We start from the raw sequence: 18,748 nt of genomic DNA on the forward strand, positions 1-18,748 counted from the left end.
ACAATGAATAAGCCGCTGTGGGGGAGAAAACTTCGCCGCCTTTCGAGCCCGGGACACGTGGTAAATTTTTGTTTTGTTGTGGTGCTATTTTTTTCTACGCTACTGATATGGCGAGAAATAATGGTGCTGGAGGAGGCGTATGTCGATAACCAGCACAACAATCTCGAAAACGTCGTCCATGAAATGGACGGCCTGCTGCAGTTTAACACCGACCGGATGATCTTTTTCCGCAACGGGATGCAGTCGGCGCTGGAAACGCCGTTAGATTTTATGATCCTGCGTAAGGCCGAGCAGGAGTACATCAGCAAGCGCCATGAAGCGATATGGTCGGTGGCGTTACACAATCGGCGTACGCTGCCGGTCTACGGCGTATCCGATACTTTCGTCGATAAAGCTCCGACCCTGTCCCGAGACAATGCCCTTTCCGGCAACGAGCTGATGGCTGCGCTTGAGCTGGGCTATCTGCTGCGCCTGACCAACAATAACCGTGGCTTCACCGAGCGTATGCTGTACGTATCGCGCAGCGGCTTTTTTGTGAGCACCGAAGCGCTAAAAAATACCGCCCAGGCGCTGGCGCTTTATAGCGCTGCCACCCGCTCTCCGTGGTTTACCCGTCAGGCCCAGCGAACGAATCCCGGACGCGGCGTAGTTTGGCAAACCTTTCCCGAGGAGGGAGCGCTGGACGATGCCCAGGTGGTGACCGCCTCCATACCGCTGGACTTCCGCCACTACTGGCACGGCGTGCTGGCGATGGACTTCTCGGTTCGTGAAATAAAGGCCTTTCTGGTGAACGCGGCGAAGGGCGGGCAGGACGGCGAATATCAGCTGTACGACAACCGGCTGAACCTGATTGCCTCTTCCGCACCGGGCAATGTGCTCACTCTGCTCTCGCCCCGCGAGCAGGAGACGCTGAGCTACGCCTTCTTGCACGACAACAAGGGCGGCATTCGTCTGCTAACCCGCTATATCAGCTGGGAAAAACTGAATAATTTTGATGGCGTCCTGCTGCGTATCCACACCCTGCAGGAAGGGGTCCGCGGTGAGTTTGGATCGATTACCATCGCGCTGATGCTGATGTGGCTGCTGTTTACCTCAATGCTGATTATCTCCTGGCTGGTTATTCTGCGTATGGTGCGCAATATGAGCGAGCTGCAAACGTCGCTGGAGTGGCGGGCGTGGCACGACGCATTAACGCGGCTGTTAAACCGCGGTGGGCTGTTTGAAAGAGCCATTGCCGCTGCCGGAGAGTGCGAGCGCGGGAAGCGCCCGTTCGCCGTGATCCAGCTCGATCTGGATTACTTCAAGCGGGTGAACGACCTCCACGGTCATCAGTCCGGCGATCGGGTGCTGTCGCTGGTTGCCAGCACGATAGCCAGCAACATCCGCGAAGGCGATCTCGCCGGGCGCGTGGGCGGGGAGGAGTTTTGCGTGGTCATGCCGGATACCACCCTGCAGGAAGCGACTGCGATAGCGGAGCGTATCCGCGTTCGCATTAACAGCCGCGAAATACTGCTCTGCAACAATACGAGCCTGCGCATCAGCGCCTCGTTGGGCGTCAGCAGCAGCGACGATTGCGCGGAGGTTAACTTTGAAAACCTGCAGTCGATAGCCGATCGCCGGCTCTATCTTGCGAAGCAGAATGGCCGCAACCGGGTCTGTTCTGCGGGATAAGCGTCCGGAATTGGCCGTATTCATCCGTTCACCGCGGCGCGGTAAAGTGCTGATATGAGATTTATCTTAAAAGAGGGCGGGGGTGAAACGCGATTTGTGGCGCAGGGGCATCAACGAAGCCTTCTGCCACCTGGGTTATCCAGGGGCCCGGCGTTATTGACTATGTGTCTCAATTATTTTCTTCATCAATAGCTCTTGTCATGCAAAATAATTGAGGATAATGTTTTCCACGCATCGGATCTCCCGGTGTAACGAATTTTCAAGTGCTTCTTGCATTAGCAAGCTTCATCCCGACTCCTGCGAGTCGGGATTTTTTTGCCTGCGCCTAGCGGTTGACTTCGGTGACGCTAAAGTCGTGGATATCGAGCTCAAAGGCTTCCGCTAGCTCGCGCCAGGTATGGTAATCGCGACCATCAATGCTCACGTGATGGGGATCGTCGCGGGTGCGCTGCACTTCGCTTTCGCTAATTTCATTAATTGCCGCCAGCAGGGCGTCAACATTGACGCTACCCCCGCCGCTACCCAAACTGCTCTCTTTGGCGGATTTCATCATCGCTACCTCGCTTGGCTCCGACAGTGCCTCTTCAAGTATAGACCGTCTATAAAAACAGCGCTCATCGGGCGGGACGCTGCGCATCCGCCGGTTTTGTTCTACACTGGCTCAAAAATAGAGGAGACGAGTTATGCAGGTGAACGATCGTGTCACGGTGAAGACCGACGGTGGCCCACGTCGATCGGGGGTAGTACTGGCAATAGAGTCGTTTAGCGAAGGAACAATGTATCTGGTTTCGCTGGAAGACTACCCGCTGGGGATCTGGTTTTTCAACGAGAAAGGGCATCCGGACGGCGTCTTTGTTGAGAAGGTTGACTAGGCTGTCGGCAATCAAACTGGCGGTGACTGCCGCCAGTTCTTTCATCGCATGTTGACGTAAATCCCTGAGGTAATGTTTTCCGTCAGACGGACAATATGGTAAATCACCTGTTTATTGTGGGTCTGGATTTTCTTTTTAATATTGCCTTTGTGCGACGATACGGTCTTAGCCTTGATGTTCATCTGCGTCGATATTTGCGATGTCCCGTGCCCGGCCATCCACATTTGCAGCATATTTGATTCGGCCCGGCTTAATGACAGCGTGGGAATATTGATGCGTCCGGCGCTGAAGCTATCGTATTTCAGATGATTACCCAGAATATCATCAAGGTCTTTTGGCGTAAGCGACTTCGAGCTAATAAGTAAATTTTTGCGCACCAGCAGATAGTGGTCAAAATGAACGTTAGCCAGCGCCATAAAGATGATAAATAGCGTTCCGGGATAATCCATAATGATTTGTCGGATAAGCTGATTACTATCTTCGCGATGAATAAAGCAATCTTCGTTGAGAAACACCACCGCCGGGCGGGACGATTCGCAGCTCTCTTTCAGGCTTGCCGCCGTTTGCACTTCGCTGATGTCACGCTTTCTTATTCCTCTGCTTGTCAGATACCCGGTCAATCCCAGTCGGGTATAGCTGCACAAATCCATGATAATCGTTGACATGACCCATCCTCAATCAACACGTAACGATAATTCATCCTTCGCCGGTGAGCGCGATGAAGTCCATTTAAGTGGGTAATAAAACAAGGTACAGTGTGGAAACCATTAAGTAACCTGAACTATTCCGTAATATTGCCCATAATTTGCCAGGAATACTCCCAAAGTAAAGGCGTGCATCATGTTACGTCGGGGAATTAAAAGCAAAAACTTCCAGTTACAGATAAGGTTGCCGGCCGGGAGTTATTCTCTTTTCGGATTATCCTTATGCTGGCTGGATAAATTCTCACCTCACCAATATGGTCGTTTCATCAAAAACATTAATTAATAGCCGAATAAACCGAACGCCATTTAGCGCTACCGGCGATCGGCCTGGATTGACGGCCGCTGGGCGCCGCTTTTCGCCCGCTGCAAGAGAGGTGGCAGGCTTAACGCTTTAATGCCACAATACTTTTTTATCGGTGTGTGGGATGAATGATGAAAAAGATAGTAATTGCTGGCGCGCTGTTGACTCTCGCCGGATGCGTGCAGGTAGATAATTACAACGAGGTTGTCAAAGCGCCAGCGCCCGCCGGGTTAGAGGGATACTGGCAATCAAAAGGTCCGCAGAGCGAAATGATGAGCCCGGATGCGATTGCCAGCCTGATTGTGACCAAAAATGGCGATACGCTCGATTGTCGTCAGTGGCAGCGGGTTATCGCCACGCAGGGTAAATTAATGCAGCGTGACGATCGGGTTTACAACGTGACCTCAGGTCTGGATATCTATCCTGTCGAACGCACCGGTAATACCCTGGAGTATGACCGCATGACCCTGACTCGCGTCGATCGCCTCACGCCTGAGTGCGAGCAGGCGTGGAATAAAGCCGCCGCCGCGACGAAAAGCGCGCACTAGGGCACCGACGGGCTGGCAGCGCGTCCAGCCCGCGATACGCACCTGATTTATAACGTCTCTTCGATAACCCACACGCTGACGCTCCCGCCGCGGCAGGTAAACGTCGCGCAGCCTTCGTCGTCGGTTTCCACCTGCTCCTCCCGGTTGCCGAGAAAATCTTTCCAGCGCTTGTTGCCGTAATTGGCGCCAAGGGTCAGCGATTTCTCACCGTCATCACCGTTCGACAACACCACCACGCATCCCGGATCGTCATCGGTGCCGCTGCGGCTGAAGGCGATACAGTTCGGATGATCGAACCACAGCGTCTGCACGCCGTGGGCAAAGCGCTGGCGGGCATCAATCAGTTCGTGCAGCTGTTCGATAACCGGCATCTCGATAGCGTAAGTCTGGCCATCTCCGCCGGTATCTTCATAGCTGGCGCCGAAGAGATCGGCATAAAAGACCGACGGCACGCCGTTCTCGCGCAGCAGAATAAGCGCATAGGCCAGCGGCTTAAACCACGGCTCAACCGGCGCCTCCAGCGCCTGCAGCGGCTGCGTATCGTGGTTGGTCACCAGGGTGACGGCGTGGAACGGATCGGCTTCAACCAGCGTACCGCTAAAGATCTGGCTCATATCGTAATCGCGGCCCTGGCGCGAGGCCTCGTGAAACTTCATCTGCAGAGGAGCGTCGAACAGCAGCGTATTGCCATCAACCATCGCGATATACTGCTGCAGCTTTTCAACTTCGTGCGACCAGTATTCCGCGACGATAAACAGCGGCTTTGTCGCCACTTCCTGGACGTGATCGATCCACTCCTTATAGAACCAGGCCGGAATATGCTTCACCGCGTCGAGGCGAAAACCGTCGCAGCCGGTCTGCTCCATCGCCCAGCGTGCCCAGTACTTGAGCTCTTCGGTAACCGCATGATTGCGGAAATCGATATTCTCGCCCATCAGGTAGTCGAAGTTGCCCATCTCATCATCGACCTGATCGTTCCAGCCTTCGCCGGTATAGTCGTTAACGATTTTAAAAACGCCGTCTTCGTCCGGGTTCTCAATATGATCGATGCCGCTAAAGCATTTATAATCCCAGACGAACTGCGAATATTTACCGGCACGGGCGGGGAAGTCGTAGCGGGTCCAGGCCTCGCACTCCACCACCTCTTCGGCAATTTGCGTACGATCCTGCTCGTCCACGCGCTGAACGCGGATGCTCTCTTTTTTATCGGCGCCCATTTTGTGGTTGACTACCACGTCGAGCAGGACGGCGATGTCGTGCTGTCGCAGCGCGGCAATGGCCGCCAGCAGCTGCGCCTTGTCGCCGTATTTGGTGGCGATGGAGCCCTTTTGGTCGAACTCGCCAAGGTCAAAAAGATCGTAGCTGTCGTAGCCGACGGAGTAGCCGCCGGAAGCGCCTTTATACGCGGGAGGGAGCCAAATCATATTGACGCCGATTTCGTTCAGGTTAGGTGCCAGCGCCTCGACTTCACGCCATAACTCGCCGCCGGTGGGGTAATACCAATGAAAGCACTGCAATAACGTGGGGTTTTTCATCTTCCGTGCTCCAGACGTCATCAAGCTGACTCTTGCAGTATGAGAGATCTCCAGCAAATACGATCAATTTTGCGCGCGTTTTTCACTATGCCATAAACGGCATCGTATATAATAAATTGGAATAAGATGTAGCGGATAGATGTTGGTCCATCCGCATAAACGCCTTACACTACAAAAAAATATCACTCTGTGGGGTCTCTATGAAATTAGCACTTCTGGGCCGCCAGGCGCTGATGGGCGCAATGGCTGTGGTTTTGATGACTGGCGTTAGCGTAAAAACGTTTGCAGCGGAAAACCTGTTTAACCAAATTAAAGAGCGCGGCACGCTGCGCGTGGGTCTGGAAGGCACCTATCCTCCGTTCAGCTATCAGGGTGATGACGGCAAGCTGGCCGGTTTTGAGGTCGACTTTGCCAACGAGCTGGCGAAGCATCTGGGAGTGAAGGCCGATCTGAAACCGACCAAATGGGACGGAATGCTGGCCTCGCTGGACTCTAAACGCATCGATGTGGTGATTAACCAGGTCACCATTTCCGACCAGCGTAAGAAAAAATATGATTTCTCCACGCCATACACCGTCTCTGGCGTGCAGGCGCTGGTGAAAAAGGGCAATGAAGGCGTTATCAAAACGGCGGCCGACCTGAAAGGTAAAAAAGTCGGCGTGGGTCTGGGCACCAACTACGAAGAGTGGCTGCGTCAGAACGTGCAGGGCGTGGATATCCGTACCTATGATGACGACCCGACTAAATATCAGGATCTGCGCGTAGGCCGCATCGACGCCATTCTGGTCGATCGTCTGGCTGCGCTGGATCTGGTGAAGAAAACCGGCAATACCCTGGCCGTCACCGGCGAAGCGTTCTCGCGTCAGGAGTCCGGCGTGGCGCTGCGTAAAGGTAACGAAGATCTGCTGAAAGCGGTGGATGGTGCGATTGCCGACATGCAAAAAGACGGCAGCCTGAAAGCGCTGTCGGAAAAATGGTTTGGCGCTGACGTGACGAAATAACGGCCGGCGGTGAAAAAAGGCGCTCATCGAGGCGCCTTTTTTTATTTCGTCGGCAACTACGTGCATAATAAAAACAAAGGGCCTGTTTCGTCAGGCTATTTTATGGGCCAGTTTGCCTGGAATAATAACGCCTGAGGGATTGGCTCTCAGTCAGGAGATATCATGTCACTGCAAAATTTAACGCGTTTCCCGCGCCTGGAGCTGATTGGCGCTCCGACGCCGCTGGAATACCTGCCGCGCCTGTCGGATCATCTCGGTCGCGAAATTTTTATCAAACGCGACGACGTGACCCCGCTTGCTATGGGCGGCAATAAGCTGCGCAAGCTGGAGTTCCTGGCGGCCGATGCGCTGCGGGAAGGCGCCGATACGCTGATCACCGCCGGCGCGATTCAATCTAACCACGTTCGTCAAACCGCGGCGGTGGCGGCTAAGCTTGGCCTGCACTGCGTGGCCCTGCTGGAAAACCCGATTGGCACCCGTGCGGAAAACTACCTGACTAACGGCAACCGCCTGCTGCTGGATCTGTTCAATACCCAGGTCGAGATGTGCGATGCGCTGACCGACCCCAATGCGCGGCTGGAAGAGCTGGCGACGCGTATCGAGGCTCAGGGCTATCGGCCGTACGTGATCCCGGTCGGCGGCTCCAATGCGCTGGGCGCGCTAGGCTATGTTGAAAGCGCGCTGGAAATCGCCCAGCAGTGCGAAGGCGCGGTAGAGCTGTCGTCCGTCGTGGTGGCATCCGGCAGCGCCGGCACCCATGCCGGTCTGGCGGTGGGTCTGGAACAGCTGATGCCGGGGGCCGAACTGATTGGCGTCACCGTGTCGCGCAAGGTGGCGGACCAGCTGCCGAAAGTCGTTGCCCTGCAGCAGGCGGTAGCGAACAGCCTCGAGCTGCAGGCAAAAGCCGACATTACGCTGTGGGACGACTATTTCGCGCCAGGCTACGGCACGCCGAATGACGAAGGCATGGAAGCGGTAAAACTGTTGGCACAGCTTGAGGGTATCCTGCTGGATCCGGTCTATACCGGGAAGGCGATGGCCGGGCTGATTGACGGTATTCAGCAGAAACGCTTTAAGGATGAAGGGCCGATCTTATTTATACACACCGGCGGAGCGCCGGCGCTGTTTGCCTACCATCCTCATATCTAAAGCAGAACAAACAGAATGCAAGAGAGTATCCAACTGGTTTTTGATTCCGCACCTTTTCTCCTCAAGGGGGCGGTATTTACGCTGCAACTGAGCATCGGCGGCATGTTCTTTGGCCTGGTGCTGGGCTTTATCCTTGCGCTGATGCGGATGTCGCCCCTTTGGCCGGTAAAGTGGCTGGCGCGGGTCTATATTTCTATTTTCCGCGGTACGCCGCTTATCGCCCAGCTGTTTATGATTTACTACGGCCTGCCGCAGTTTGGTATTGAGCTGGATCCCATTCCGGCGGCGATGATTGGCCTGTCGCTGAACACCGCGGCGTATGCCGCCGAAACGCTGCGCGCGGCGATTGCCTCTATTGATAAAGGGCAGTGGGAAGCGGCGGCAAGTATCGGCATGACGCCGTGGCAGACTCTGCGTCGAGCGGTGCTGCCGCAGGCCGCGCGCGTCGCGCTGCCGCCGCTCTCTAACAGCTTTATCAGCCTGGTGAAAGATACGTCGCTGGCGGCGACTATCCAGGTACCGGAACTGTTCCGCCAGGCGCAGCTTATTACCTCCCGTACGCTGGAAGTTTTCACCATGTATCTGGCCGCATCGCTGATTTACTGGGTGATGGCGACGGTGCTGTCGACGCTGCAAAACTATTTTGAAAATCAGCTGAATCGCCAGGAGCGTGATCCAAAATGAGTGCCATTGAAGTCAAAAACCTGGTGAAAAAGTTCCACGGACAGACGGTACTGCACGGTATTGACCTCGAGGTGGCGGAGGGCGAAGTGGTGGCGATTATCGGCCCCAGCGGCTCCGGTAAAACGACCCTTCTGCGCAGCATCAACCTGCTGGAACAGCCGGAGAGCGGCACCATTCGGGTGGGCGACGTCACTATCGATACCGCGCGCAGCCTCAGCCAGCAGAAGGGGCTGATTCGCCGCCTGCGCCAGCACGTCGGCTTCGTCTTCCAGAACTTCAACCTGTTCCCGCACCGCACGGTAATGGAGAACATTATCGAAGGGCCGGTTATCGTCAAGGGTGAAGATAAAAACGAATCGATCGTCCGGGCGCGCGAACTGCTGGCGAAGGTTGGGCTAAACGGCAAAGAGAATAGCTACCCGCGCCGTCTTTCCGGCGGCCAGCAGCAGCGCGTGGCGATTGCCCGCGCGCTGGCGATGCGCCCGGACGTCATTTTGTTTGATGAACCTACGTCCGCTCTGGATCCTGAGCTGGTGGGCGAAGTGCTGAATACCATTCGCCAGCTGGCACAGGAGAAGCGCACCATGGTTATCGTAACCCATGAAATGAGCTTTGCCCGCGACGTGGCCGACCGGGCTATCTTTATGGATCAGGGACGCATCGTCGAGCAGGGCGAGGCTAAGGCGCTGTTTGCCAATCCGCAGCAGCCGCGCACGCGCCAGTTCCTCGAAAAATTCCTGATGCAGTAACGGCTACCGGACTGCGGTCGCGGGATCCGGTGAACAGGGCGGGGGGCCAGGCTACCGGCGTTCCTGCCAGCCGCAAAGAATAGCGCAGGCGTTTGGCCAGCCCGAACGCCGAGCGCCTGGGCCGCGAAGTGGAAACCTTTCTGAACGATCGGGGCGATAGCGCTGAACGATAGCGTCCTGTGAGAGATCAGAACTATTAAACGCTGCTTATCGATTGGTATTTTTATATTCAGCCGCGCCAGGCGTTTTCCCGAAACAATCCCTTTTTCCGCCGTCGGTGGAGGCCAGCCTGCGGGAACGATACGTCGTATCTTATCGCTGAGGGTAAGACAGCGGCGCTTGAGAGAAGGCAATATCGGCAGCAGGATTGGCGCTAAACGCCTCCTACAGTTGAGAATATATCGTCGGCAGAGATAAATCATGCGACATTCTCTTCTTCCATCATCGCTGAATAGCACCGGTAACGATCTAATATGTGCGCTGTATACGATATTTTATACATATAAATAAGATTTATGTGTTAGTTTTTGTATTTGTAATAATGATAATTACTCAGGAGTTATTTGGTCGGTTATGAGGGACAATGATTTTTTCAGCTGGCGGCGGGAAATGCTGCAACAATTTCAGGCAATTTCGGCGGGAGAGGGGGTTTATAATCTCCTGCAGCAGCAGGCGGAAGAGCTGGAATATGACTATTTTGCTCTCTGCGTGCGCCATCCCGTGCCCTTTACGCGCCCTAAGGTGACGCTGCAGACGACCTATCCGCAGGCGTGGATGGCGCATTATCAAGCCGAGAACTATTTCGCCATCGATCCGGTGCTGCGCCCGGAAAATTTCCTTCGCGGTCACCTGCCGTGGAACGATGGGCTATTCCGTGACGCCCCGCAGCTCTGGGACGGCGCGCGCGATCACGGGCTGGTGAAGGGGATTACTCAGTGCCTCACCTTACCCAACCACGCGCAGGGCTTTCTCTCTGTCTCAGGGCAGAATCGTAGCGTCGGGCCCTATCCGGCAGACGAATTAGAAATGCGTTTGAGAATGCTGATTGAGCTCAGCCTGTTGACGCTGTTACGCCTGCAGGACGCGATGGTGATGCCGCCGGAAATGAAGTTCAGCCGGCGTGAGCTGGAGATTTTGAAATGGACTGCGGAAGGGAAGACCTCGGCAGAGGTCGCGATAATTCTGTCTATCTCAGAAAATACCGTCAATTTTCATCAAAAAAATATGCAGCGAAAATTCAACGCACCAAATAAAACGCAAATAGCCTGCTATGCGGTTGCCACTGGCTTAATTTGAGCTAGCCCATCGTTCTGCGTGCCAGACGTGAAACCGGCTGTCAGTTATACTTCCAGCCGGTTTATTGTTACTGACGGTAAGCCTGTTTAATTTGCTTAACGGTGCTGGAGAATACGGCAGCCTGAGCCTCATCTTCCATCTGCGTGATTTGCCTTTCCATCTTAATAATCACCCGACCCGCATCGGCCTGGCCCATGGCCTGGAGCATCAGCGTCAGCAGCGTTTTCAGGCAGGTCACTTCCTGCGCCAGTTCTTGATTATTTTCTGCAGTGGAAAAATCTGGTGTGCTCATCGATATCCTCGTTTGCTATCGGCGCTTTTGCGCAATACTAAATCTTAAAGCGGCGCAGTATACCACAAGCGGCAGAAAAAAAAGGAGCGCGTAATTTGCGTTCTCTGATCGGAGCTGTGAGGGGTTTAATTGCCTGAATAAAGCCCGCTGCGGCGCCCGCAAATTGTTAATTTTTGGTATGATTTTTAGAGTTAATTATTGTTACATATTTTCTTTCGTATTTTATCAACTACGTATTGTGTTATGTTTATTACGTTTTCTGTATGACGAATGTTAAAAATACGACCTTATACAACTCTCTGTTATGTATGGGTTTCCACCATGTGTGCAAACAACTTGCCATAAAGGACAGATAAATCCTCTGAAGAACACTTTTGGCTTTTAAAATTACGCCAAAACCCGGTAATATGGGTTCGATAAACTATCCGTTGTGTTATCCCTAATTCTGGAGATTATTCCTTTGATCAACGTCCTTCTTGTTGATGACCACGAACTGGTGCGCGCAGGGATACGACGCATTCTGGAAGATATAAAAGGGATTAACGTCGTGGGCGAATGTTGCTGCGGCGAGGATGCCGTTAAATGGTGTCGGGCGAATCCCGTTGACGTTGTCCTGATGGACATGAATATGCCCGGGATCGGCGGTCTTGAGGCAACGCGTAAAATTGCGCGAGCCATTGTCGATACCAAAGTCATTATGCTCACCGTTCATACTGAAAACCCGCTGCCGGCGAAGGTGATGCAGGCAGGCGCTGCGGGCTACCTGAGCAAAGGCGCCGCGCCGCAGGAAGTGGTCAATGCGATTCGCTGCGTGGCATCAGGTCAGCGCTATATCGCTTCGGATATCGCCCAGCAGATGGCGCTCAGCCAGATCGAGCCGGAAAAAACGGAATCGCCGTTTGCCAGTTTGTCTGAACGAGAATTGCAGATTATGCTGATGATCACTAAAGGTCAGAAGGTCAATGAGATCTCAGAGCAGCTGAATCTGAGCCCCAAGACGGTGAACAGCTATCGCTATCGGATGTTCAGTAAATTAAACATCCACGGTGACGTTGAGCTGACCCACCTGGCAATCCGCCATGGCCTGTGTAATGCGGAGTCGTTAGCAAGTCTGTGAGTGATGTTTTTGATGCCAAAGCTTTCCTGAAGACAGTAACCAGCCAGCCGGGCGTCTATCGGATGTACGATGCTGGCGGTACCGTTATCTACGTTGGTAAAGCAAAAGATCTGAAAAAGCGGCTAAGCAGCTATTTTCGCAGCAACCTGGCTTCGCGTAAAACCGAAGCCCTGGTGGCGCTGATAGCGCAAATAGACGTGACGGTAACCCATACCGAAACGGAAGCCCTGCTGCTTGAACATAACTATATCAAGCTGTATCAGCCGCGCTACAACGTGCTGCTGCGTGATGACAAATCCTACCCCTTTATTTTTCTCAGCGCCGATACCCATCCGCGGCTGGCGACCCATCGCGGCGCTAAGCACGCTAAAGGGGAATATTTCGGTCCTTTCCCGAACGGCTATGCGGTTCGCGAAACCTTAGCGCTGCTGCAAAAAATCTTTCCCGTTCGCCAGTGTGAAAATAGCGTCTATCGCAACCGCTCTCGTCCGTGCCTGCAGTATCAGATTGGCCGCTGTCTGGGCCCCTGCGTAGCGGGGCTGGTTAGCGAGGAGGAGTATGCCCAGCAGGTTGAATACGTGCGGCTGTTCCTTGCCGGCAAAGACGATCAGGTCCTGACGCAGCTTATTGCCCGCATGGAGAAGGCCAGCCAGGCGCTGGAGTTTGAAGAGGCGGCGCGCATTCGCGATCAGATCCAGGCCGTGCGTCGGGTGACGGAGAAGCAGTTTGTCTCAAATAATGGCGACGATCTGGACGTTATCGGCGTCGCCTTTGATTCGGGCATGGCCTGCGTTCACGTGCTGTTTATTCGCCAGGGGAAAGTGCTGGGTAGCCGCAGCTATTTCCCTAAGGTCCCCGGCGGTACCGAGCTCGGGGAAGTGGTGGAGACCTTCGTCGGTCAGTTCTATCTGCAGGGGAGCCAGATGCGCACCCTGCCGGGGGAGATTCTGCTCGACTTTAACCTTGGCGATAAAACCCTGCTCGCCGACTCGCTCTCAGAGCTGGCGGGGCGGCGCGTGAATGTGCAGACGAAACCCCGCGGCGATCGCGCGCGCTATCTTAAGCTGGCGCGCACCAATGCCGCGACGGCGCTGACGACCAAACTGTCCCAGCAGTCCACCATCCATCAGCGCCTGCAGGCGCTGGCGACGCTGCTCAGGCTGCCGGCGGTGAAGCGCATGGAGTGCTTTGATATCAGCCACACGATGGGCGAACAGACCGTCGCTTCGTGCGTGGTGTTTGACAGCAACGGGCCGCTGCGCGCCGAGTATCGCCGCTACAATATTACCGGGATCACGCCGGGGGATGACTATGCGGCGATGAATCAGGTTCTGCGTCGGCGCTACGGTAAAGCTATCGAAGAGAACAAGATCCCTGACGTTATCCTGATAGATGGCGGTAAAGGGCAGCTTGGGCAGGCGAAAAGCGTGTTTGCCGAGCTGGACGTGGCCTGGGATAAACATCATCCTCTATTATTAGGGGTAGCAAAAGGTAGCGATCGTAAGGCGGGCCTGGAAACGCTATTCTTTGAGCCCGAGGGCGAAGGTTTTAGCCTGCCGCCGGACTCTCCCGCGCTGCACGTCATTCAGCATATCCGCGATGAGTCGCACGATCATGCCATCGCCGGGCATCGTAAAAAGCGGGCAAAAGTGAAAAGTACCAGCACGCTGGAGACTATCGAAGGAGTAGGGCCAAAGCGTCGGCAGATGCTGCTGAAGTATATGGGCGGTCTGCAGGGGCTACAGAAGGCCAGCGTAGAAGAGATAGCCAAAGTACCGGGTATATCTCACGGTCTGGCAGAAAAGATCTTCTACTCGTTGAAACATTAGGGGCTCTGTAGCAACATAGGGCTAATTTTTACTTCTAACAGATAGTTACCCGTCACTATGCAATTTAATATCCCTACATTGCTTACTCTGTTTCGCGTCATCCTGATACCGTTCTTTGTGCTGGCGTTTTACCTTCCCGTGGTATGGGCACCGTTTGCCTGTGCGCTGATCTTCTTTGTCGCCGCGGTAACCGACTGGTTTGATGGTTATCTGGCGCGCCGCTGGAATCAGAGCACCCGTTTTGGCGCGTTTCTCGACCCGGTAGCGGATAAGGTTATGGTGGCAATTGCGATGGTGCTGGTTGCCGAGCATTACCACACCTGGTGGGTCACTCTGCCGGCGGCGACGATGATCGCCCGTGAAATCATTATCTCTGCCCTGCGCGAATGGATGGCCGAGCTGGGTAAACGCAGCAGCGTAGCGGTTTCCTGGATCGGTAAAGTCAAAACGACGGCGCAGATGACGGCGCTGGTGTGGATGCTGTGGCGGCCAAATGAGTGGGTTGAAGGGGCTGGGATCGCACTGTTCCTCGTTGCGGCGGTGCTGACTCTGTGGTCGATGCTGCAATATTTGAACGCGGCGCGCGGCGATTTGCTTGATCAGTGATCGTTTCGGCGTAATTTTCAGCAAACGACGCAAGGTTTTAAAAAATATCGTTGACTCATTGCGCCAGGTAAGTAGAATGCAACGCATCGAACGGCAGCACGGCTTGCCAGACGATAACAAAATCAAGTGATTAGCAAATTAGCTTGATAATGCGGGAATAGCTCAGTTGGTAGAGCACGACCTTGCCAAGGTCGGGGTCGCGAGTTCGAGTCTCGTTTCCCGCTCCAGTTTAAAAGCATCGGCAGTTGCGGGTGTTGCAGCATTAAAGGCGCGTTAGCAAAGCGGTTATGTAGCGGATTGCAAATCCGTCTAGTCCGGTTCGACTCCGGAACGCGCCTCCAATTTACATCCCGAGCCCGGATGGTGGAATCGGTAGACACAAGGGATTTAAAATCCCTCGGCCATAGGCTGTACGAGTTCAAGTCTCGTTCCGGGTACCATTGGGATTATAGAATAAAATCAATGATAAGCAGTGTCGTGAAACCACCTACGGGTGGTTTTTTTGTGCCTGCAGCTCGCCATTCATAATATCACCTCATAATATTATCCTGCCCTTCAGCCGATTCCCTCGTTGCGCGAGGCTTCGTCCGGCAACCCTGTTACTATCCGTAAGGCCGCATCCACTACAAAAGCACAAGGAATTCTGATGCCCGCTTCAGGCCAGACTAAGAGCCGAAAAATATTTATTGGTGATATTCATGGCCAGTACGGCAAGCTTTCCGCCCTGCTGGCTCATTTGCGATCCCGGGAAGATCTGCATCGCAGCCTGCTGATTTTTGTCGGCGATCTTATTGATAATCAGCCGGGGAGCCACATCGACCATCCGTCGGTGCTGGAGCAGGTGAGGAGAGAGGTTGCCGAGGGTCGCGCCATTTGCCTGATGGGCAATCACGAATTTAACGCCGTTGGCTGGCTGATGCGCCATCCGCAGACGGCTCAGCCCCTGCGTCCGCATACGGCGAATAACCGCCGTCAGCATCAGGCCTTCCTCAACGACGTCACGGAAGACAGCGCTCAGCACCTGCTGTGGGTCGAGTGGTTTAAAACCCTGCCGCTGTTCGTTGATTTTGGCGATGTCCGCGCGGTGCACGCGTGCTGGGACGAGAGCGCTATTGCCCGGCTTCGCCCGTGGCTCGACGAAGAAAACCGGCTGAAGCCGGAGAGCTGGGTACACGCCTTCGATAAACAGCACGTCCTGTTCCACCTGCTGGAGACGATACTCAAGGGGCCAGAGCTGGCGCTGCCTGCGGGCTACAGCTTCGAGGATAAAACCGGGATTGAGCGGCGCCATATTCGCATCCGCTGGTGGCTTAACGAGGCCACAACCTACCGGCAGGTTGCCCAGGTTCAGCCCGAGATGGTTAGCAGCATCCCGGATATCGCGCTGGGAAAAAGCGCTTACGTTTTGCCCGAGGTTCCGGTTGTCGTTGGGCACTATACCCTATCTGGCGAACCGGCGGCGCTGAGCGAGCGGGTAGTGTGCGTTGACTATAATGCGGCAAAAGCGAACCATCCGCTGCGGGCGTGGATCTATGACGCCGGTCAGACGGAAGTGGCAAACGGACGCTTCGTCAGCGTATGAGGCTGGTTTGCCGCATTATCGTCATGGCGCCTGGCGGTCAAGCCCTCAGTTTTCTCCGGCACATTTCGGGAAAACTACGGTAAAATAGCGCTCCGGCGCGCGCCTGCGGCCGGATAAACCGCCTTTGGGACAATATGCCGTCACGGCAATAATAATTATTTTTAATGAGGGATCTTATGGCCACGTTGCTTGAAAGCTACGGTAACTGTTTTCGCAAATATGCCACCTTTCGCGGCCGCTCGGCGCGCAAAGAGTACGCCGTATTTACCGTCGCTAACTTTGTGCTGTCCGCGGTACTGGGGCTGATCCCGGTTATCGGCGGTCTGTTTAGCCTGATTATTATTATTCCGGGTATCGCGGTGGCGGTACGACGCCTGCACGATCTGAACAAATCCGGCTGGTGGCTGCTGGCGCCTTTTCTGATCCTGATTATCGGCCTGATTGGCGTTGCCGGCACCGTTGAAGAGGGCGGAGCGGCAGCATGGGTATGGCTGATGGTCGCTGGCGGAATCATGTCGCTGGTGATGTCCATCTGGCTGCTGTTTGCCCGAGGAACCGACGGGGCTAACCGCTTTGGCGACGCTCAGCAGGATAACGGTGACAGCGCACCTCCCGGCGCGCAGAGCGCCCCGGTTTCTTCCGCCGAAGATGTCAGAGAGCGCCTGGCCCAGGCAACAAAGATGCGCGATGACGGTACGATCAGCGAAAGTGAATATGAAACCATGCGCTCGAGCATTATTAAGGATATTTAACCCGCGCAGAATGCCCGCGCCGGGTGGTTTTCTCCCGGCATTTCCGCTACTGTATGCGCCATTTTTCTAAGACGACGAGCCTGTTTATGAAAACCGGACCCCTGAACGAAAGCGAACTTGAATGGCTGGACGATATCCTGTCGAAATACGCCACCGACGGCGCCATCCTTGATGTCTCCGAGCTTGATGGCCTGCTGACGGCGATCCTCTCCGGGCCAGCCGAGATTGAACCCGCCCAGTGGCTGCTGGCTATCTGGGGCGGTGCCGACAACGTACCGCGCTGGGCCAACGATCGCGAGCGTGACCGCTTCGTTAACCTCACCCTGCAGCATATGAGCGATGTTGCCGAGCGCCTGGACGACTATCCGGAGCAGTTCGAGCCGCTGTTCGGCACGCGGGAAGAGGAAGGCCAGGAGCTGACTATCGTTGGCGAGTGGTGCTTTGGCTATATGCGCGGCGTCGGCCTGGGCAGCTGGCCCGCTTTACCTGCGGAGCTGCAGGCCGAGCTGGATATCATCGCTTTGCACGGGACGGAAGCGCAGTTCCCGGCGGTTGAAGCGCTCTCTGTCGATGATTTTCTCGCCAGCGTAGAGCGTATTAAACCCGCGGCGCTGGCGCTTTATCAATACTGGACGGAGCATGCGCAGCCGGCAGAGGTGCCGCAGCCGATCAGAAATGATGCCAAAGTTGGACGTAACGATCCCTGCCCGTGCGGCAGCGGTAAGAAATATAAGCAGTGCTGCTTAGCAAAATAAAATAAGGGGCCGACAGGCCCCTTACTCTTTTATCCGACGGCAGGCAAAACGCCGATCGCGATACAAACCTGAATCAACACGATAGCGATACCGCACAGCAGGACCAGCCACAGCGCCGGCGTTCCGCCGATAACCCGCCACGTCGCGTGCGGATGCTGCTGACGACTCTTCATGACCAGCAGCGCAGGCAGCATCAGCGCCAGCACGGCGAGGGCAACGCCCGCATAGCCCAGCGCCATTACGAAGCCGCGAGGGTAGAACAGCGAGAAGGCCAGCGGCGGTACAAAGGTGATGACGCCGCTTTGCACGCGCCCGCCCGGCGTATTTTTACGCTGAAACAGGTCGGCCAGATAATCAAATAACCCCAACGCGACGCCGAGGAACGACGTGGCCAGCGCCAGATCGGCAAACAGATGCACCGCCAGCTCAACGTGCGGTGAGGCGACGACTTCTCTGATAGCTTCCAGCAGGCCGTTCAGCCCTGCATGCTGTCCCAGAAGGGCGGCAAAGGTTGGAGAGCTAATGCTGCCCAGCGTCGCCAGCTGCCAGAAAATATAGGCCACCAGTGGGATAAAGCTGCCGATGATAAACACCCGCCGCAGCTTACGAATATCGCCGTTAAGGTAGCTGACGATGCTCGGCACGCTGCCGTGAAAACCAAAAGAGGTAAAGATAACCGGGATCGCCGAGAGCGCCAGCCCCTGCTGAAGCGGTAGGGTCAGCAGGTTTATCTGATGAATGTGCGGCAGCAGCAGGGCCAGCATAATGGCGAGAAAAATAATCTTGGCGCTGAATAAAAAGCGGTTGAACAGATCGACCAGCGAGGTCCCGAGGCAAACCACCGCTCCGCCAATGCCGGTAAACAGTAGCACCCCGCCCGCCGGCGGAAGATCCCACTGCAGCCACTGGTTCAGGCTGGAGGCCAACAGCTCTCCCGCGCCGCTGATGTAGGCGGCGGTCAGGGCGTACATCAGGAACAGCATGCAAAAACCGGTGATCCACTGCCCGTAGCGCCCGAGGTAGCGGGCGGCGAGCGAGCCCAGCCCCATATCCGCCGGAACGTGCTGGTAGACCTCCAGCAGCAGCAGCGCGGTATAGCACATCAAAGCCCACAGGGCGATCAGCAGCCCGAGCGTGACGCCGAAGCCGACCCCAGCGGATGCCAGAGGCATTGCCAGCATCCCTGCGCCAATAGTGGTCCCTGCCACGATTAAAATACTACCTAGAGTGCGGTTCTTCACGTTTCTCTCTATCCATGAAGGAATTAACAATAAAATATGTCGCGCAGAGTATGTGAAATCAGCA

The 18,748-nt window shown here is 55.2% G+C and carries 19 protein-coding genes and 3 tRNA genes; 17 read left to right on the forward strand and 5 right to left on the reverse strand.

Annotated features, from left to right (window positions below; all coding sequences use genetic code 11):
• The first annotated feature begins 3 nt into the window (after window positions 1-3).
• On the forward strand, window positions 4-1,671 hold the full coding sequence (gene dgcQ / locus MMW58_RS10740; RefSeq protein WP_159235686.1) for a cellulose biosynthesis regulator diguanylate cyclase DgcQ: 1,668 nt from the start codon (window positions 4-6) through the stop codon (window positions 1,669-1,671).
• Between the two features lie 325 nt (window positions 1,672-1,996).
• Here the strand turns inward: dgcQ and yodD are convergent, their stop codons facing one another.
• A complete protein-coding gene (yodD, locus tag MMW58_RS10745) occupies window positions 1,997-2,221 on the reverse strand; it encodes a YodD family peroxide/acid resistance protein (RefSeq protein ID WP_045859646.1) in 225 nt (74 codons plus the stop codon).
• Between the two features lie 133 nt (window positions 2,222-2,354).
• On the opposite strand from yodD, the gene dsrB reads away from it, so the two are divergent.
• Window positions 2,355-2,543, forward strand: coding sequence for a protein DsrB (gene dsrB / locus MMW58_RS10750; protein ID WP_041146281.1), 189 nt, complete (start codon window positions 2,355-2,357; stop codon window positions 2,541-2,543).
• Window positions 2,544-2,584: 41 nt separating this feature from the next.
• Here dsrB and rcsA read toward each other — a convergent pair whose 3' ends face one another.
• Entirely contained in the window at window positions 2,585-3,208 is a 624-nt protein-coding gene (gene rcsA, locus MMW58_RS10755) for a transcriptional regulator RcsA (protein ID WP_133598593.1), read from the reverse strand.
• A gap of 468 nt (window positions 3,209-3,676) precedes the next feature.
• Here rcsA and yedD point away from each other — a divergent pair, with 468 nt between their 5' ends.
• Complete coding sequence (yedD, locus tag MMW58_RS10760) at window positions 3,677-4,096, forward strand: lipoprotein YedD (protein WP_166646150.1); 420 nt, start codon at window positions 3,677-3,679, stop codon at window positions 4,094-4,096.
• A gap of 47 nt (window positions 4,097-4,143) precedes the next feature.
• Here yedD and amyA read toward each other — a convergent pair whose 3' ends face one another.
• Entirely contained in the window at window positions 4,144-5,631 is a 1,488-nt protein-coding gene (gene amyA, locus MMW58_RS10765) for an alpha-amylase (RefSeq protein WP_076947299.1), read from the reverse strand.
• 200 nt (window positions 5,632-5,831) lie between these two features.
• On the opposite strand from amyA, the gene tcyJ reads away from it, so the two are divergent.
• The 5 genes from tcyJ to sdiA all read left to right on the forward strand — a co-directional run bounded on the left by tcyJ (window position 5,832) and on the right by sdiA (window position 10,510).
• Window positions 5,832-6,632, forward strand: coding sequence for a cystine ABC transporter substrate-binding protein (gene tcyJ, locus MMW58_RS10770; protein WP_041146277.1), 801 nt, complete (start codon window positions 5,832-5,834; stop codon window positions 6,630-6,632).
• Window positions 6,633-6,794: 162 nt separating this feature from the next.
• Complete coding sequence (gene dcyD / locus MMW58_RS10775; RefSeq protein ID WP_241723341.1) at window positions 6,795-7,781, forward strand: D-cysteine desulfhydrase; 987 nt, start codon at window positions 6,795-6,797, stop codon at window positions 7,779-7,781.
• Between the two features lie 15 nt (window positions 7,782-7,796).
• Window positions 7,797-8,465, forward strand: coding sequence for a cystine ABC transporter permease (tcyL, locus tag MMW58_RS10780; protein ID WP_045859290.1), 669 nt, complete (start codon window positions 7,797-7,799; stop codon window positions 8,463-8,465).
• Complete coding sequence (gene tcyN / locus MMW58_RS10785; protein WP_041146274.1) at window positions 8,462-9,214, forward strand: L-cystine ABC transporter ATP-binding protein TcyN; 753 nt, start codon at window positions 8,462-8,464, stop codon at window positions 9,212-9,214. The genes tcyL and tcyN overlap by 4 nt, the downstream gene beginning before the upstream one ends.
• 573 nt (window positions 9,215-9,787) lie before the next feature.
• On the forward strand, window positions 9,788-10,510 hold the full coding sequence (gene sdiA / locus MMW58_RS10790; protein WP_133598583.1) for a transcriptional regulator SdiA: 723 nt from the start codon (window positions 9,788-9,790) through the stop codon (window positions 10,508-10,510).
• Window positions 10,511-10,577: 67 nt separating this feature from the next.
• On the opposite strand, the gene MMW58_RS10795 is transcribed toward sdiA, so the two are convergent.
• On the reverse strand, window positions 10,578-10,802 hold the full coding sequence (locus MMW58_RS10795) for a DUF2594 family protein (protein ID WP_041146272.1): 225 nt from the start codon (window positions 10,800-10,802) through the stop codon (window positions 10,578-10,580).
• Window positions 10,803-11,262: 460 nt separating this feature from the next.
• Here MMW58_RS10795 and uvrY point away from each other — a divergent pair, with 460 nt between their 5' ends.
• From uvrY to MMW58_RS10840, 9 genes are all read left to right on the forward strand, one after another.
• Window positions 11,263-11,919 carry a UvrY/SirA/GacA family response regulator transcription factor gene (uvrY, locus tag MMW58_RS10800; RefSeq protein WP_041146271.1) on the forward strand — a complete coding sequence of 219 codons (657 nt, stop codon included), beginning with the start codon at window positions 11,263-11,265 and terminating at the stop codon, window positions 11,917-11,919.
• Window positions 11,916-13,748 carry an excinuclease ABC subunit UvrC gene (gene uvrC, locus MMW58_RS10805; protein WP_159235688.1) on the forward strand — a complete coding sequence of 611 codons (1,833 nt, stop codon included), beginning with the start codon at window positions 11,916-11,918 and terminating at the stop codon, window positions 13,746-13,748. The genes uvrY and uvrC overlap by 4 nt, the downstream gene beginning before the upstream one ends.
• A 57-nt stretch (window positions 13,749-13,805) precedes the next feature.
• Window positions 13,806-14,354 (forward strand): CDP-diacylglycerol--glycerol-3-phosphate 3-phosphatidyltransferase, encoded by a 549-nt coding sequence (gene pgsA / locus MMW58_RS10810; protein ID WP_045859282.1) that lies wholly within the window; start codon window positions 13,806-13,808, stop codon window positions 14,352-14,354.
• A gap of 151 nt (window positions 14,355-14,505) precedes the next feature.
• Window positions 14,506-14,581 (forward strand) — tRNA-Gly (locus tag MMW58_RS10815).
• Window positions 14,582-14,621: 40 nt separating this feature from the next.
• A tRNA-Cys gene (locus MMW58_RS10820) sits at window positions 14,622-14,695 on the forward strand.
• A 13-nt stretch (window positions 14,696-14,708) separates the two neighbouring features.
• Window positions 14,709-14,794: transfer RNA gene (locus tag MMW58_RS10825), tRNA-Leu, on the forward strand.
• Window positions 14,795-15,000: 206 nt separating this feature from the next.
• A complete protein-coding gene (locus MMW58_RS10830; RefSeq protein WP_159235689.1) occupies window positions 15,001-15,936 on the forward strand; it encodes a metallophosphoesterase in 936 nt (311 codons plus the stop codon).
• Window positions 15,937-16,112: 176 nt separating this feature from the next.
• Window positions 16,113-16,688: a DUF805 domain-containing protein gene (locus MMW58_RS10835; RefSeq protein ID WP_241723343.1), complete on the forward strand. Its 576-nt coding sequence runs from the start codon at window positions 16,113-16,115 to the stop codon at window positions 16,686-16,688.
• Window positions 16,689-16,774: 86 nt separating this feature from the next.
• Window positions 16,775-17,443, forward strand: a complete 669-nt coding sequence (locus tag MMW58_RS10840) for a YecA/YgfB family protein (protein WP_041147683.1) — start codon at window positions 16,775-16,777, stop codon at window positions 17,441-17,443.
• A gap of 29 nt (window positions 17,444-17,472) precedes the next feature.
• Here MMW58_RS10840 and tyrP read toward each other — a convergent pair whose 3' ends face one another.
• Entirely contained in the window at window positions 17,473-18,684 is a 1,212-nt protein-coding gene (gene tyrP / locus MMW58_RS10845; protein ID WP_159235692.1) for a tyrosine transporter TyrP, read from the reverse strand.
• Window positions 18,685-18,748 lie beyond the last annotated feature (64 nt).

It is taken from the genome of Klebsiella sp. HC6 (genome assembly GCF_022605325.1).
Lineage (GTDB): Bacteria > Pseudomonadota > Gammaproteobacteria > Enterobacterales > Enterobacteriaceae > Klebsiella > Klebsiella terrigena.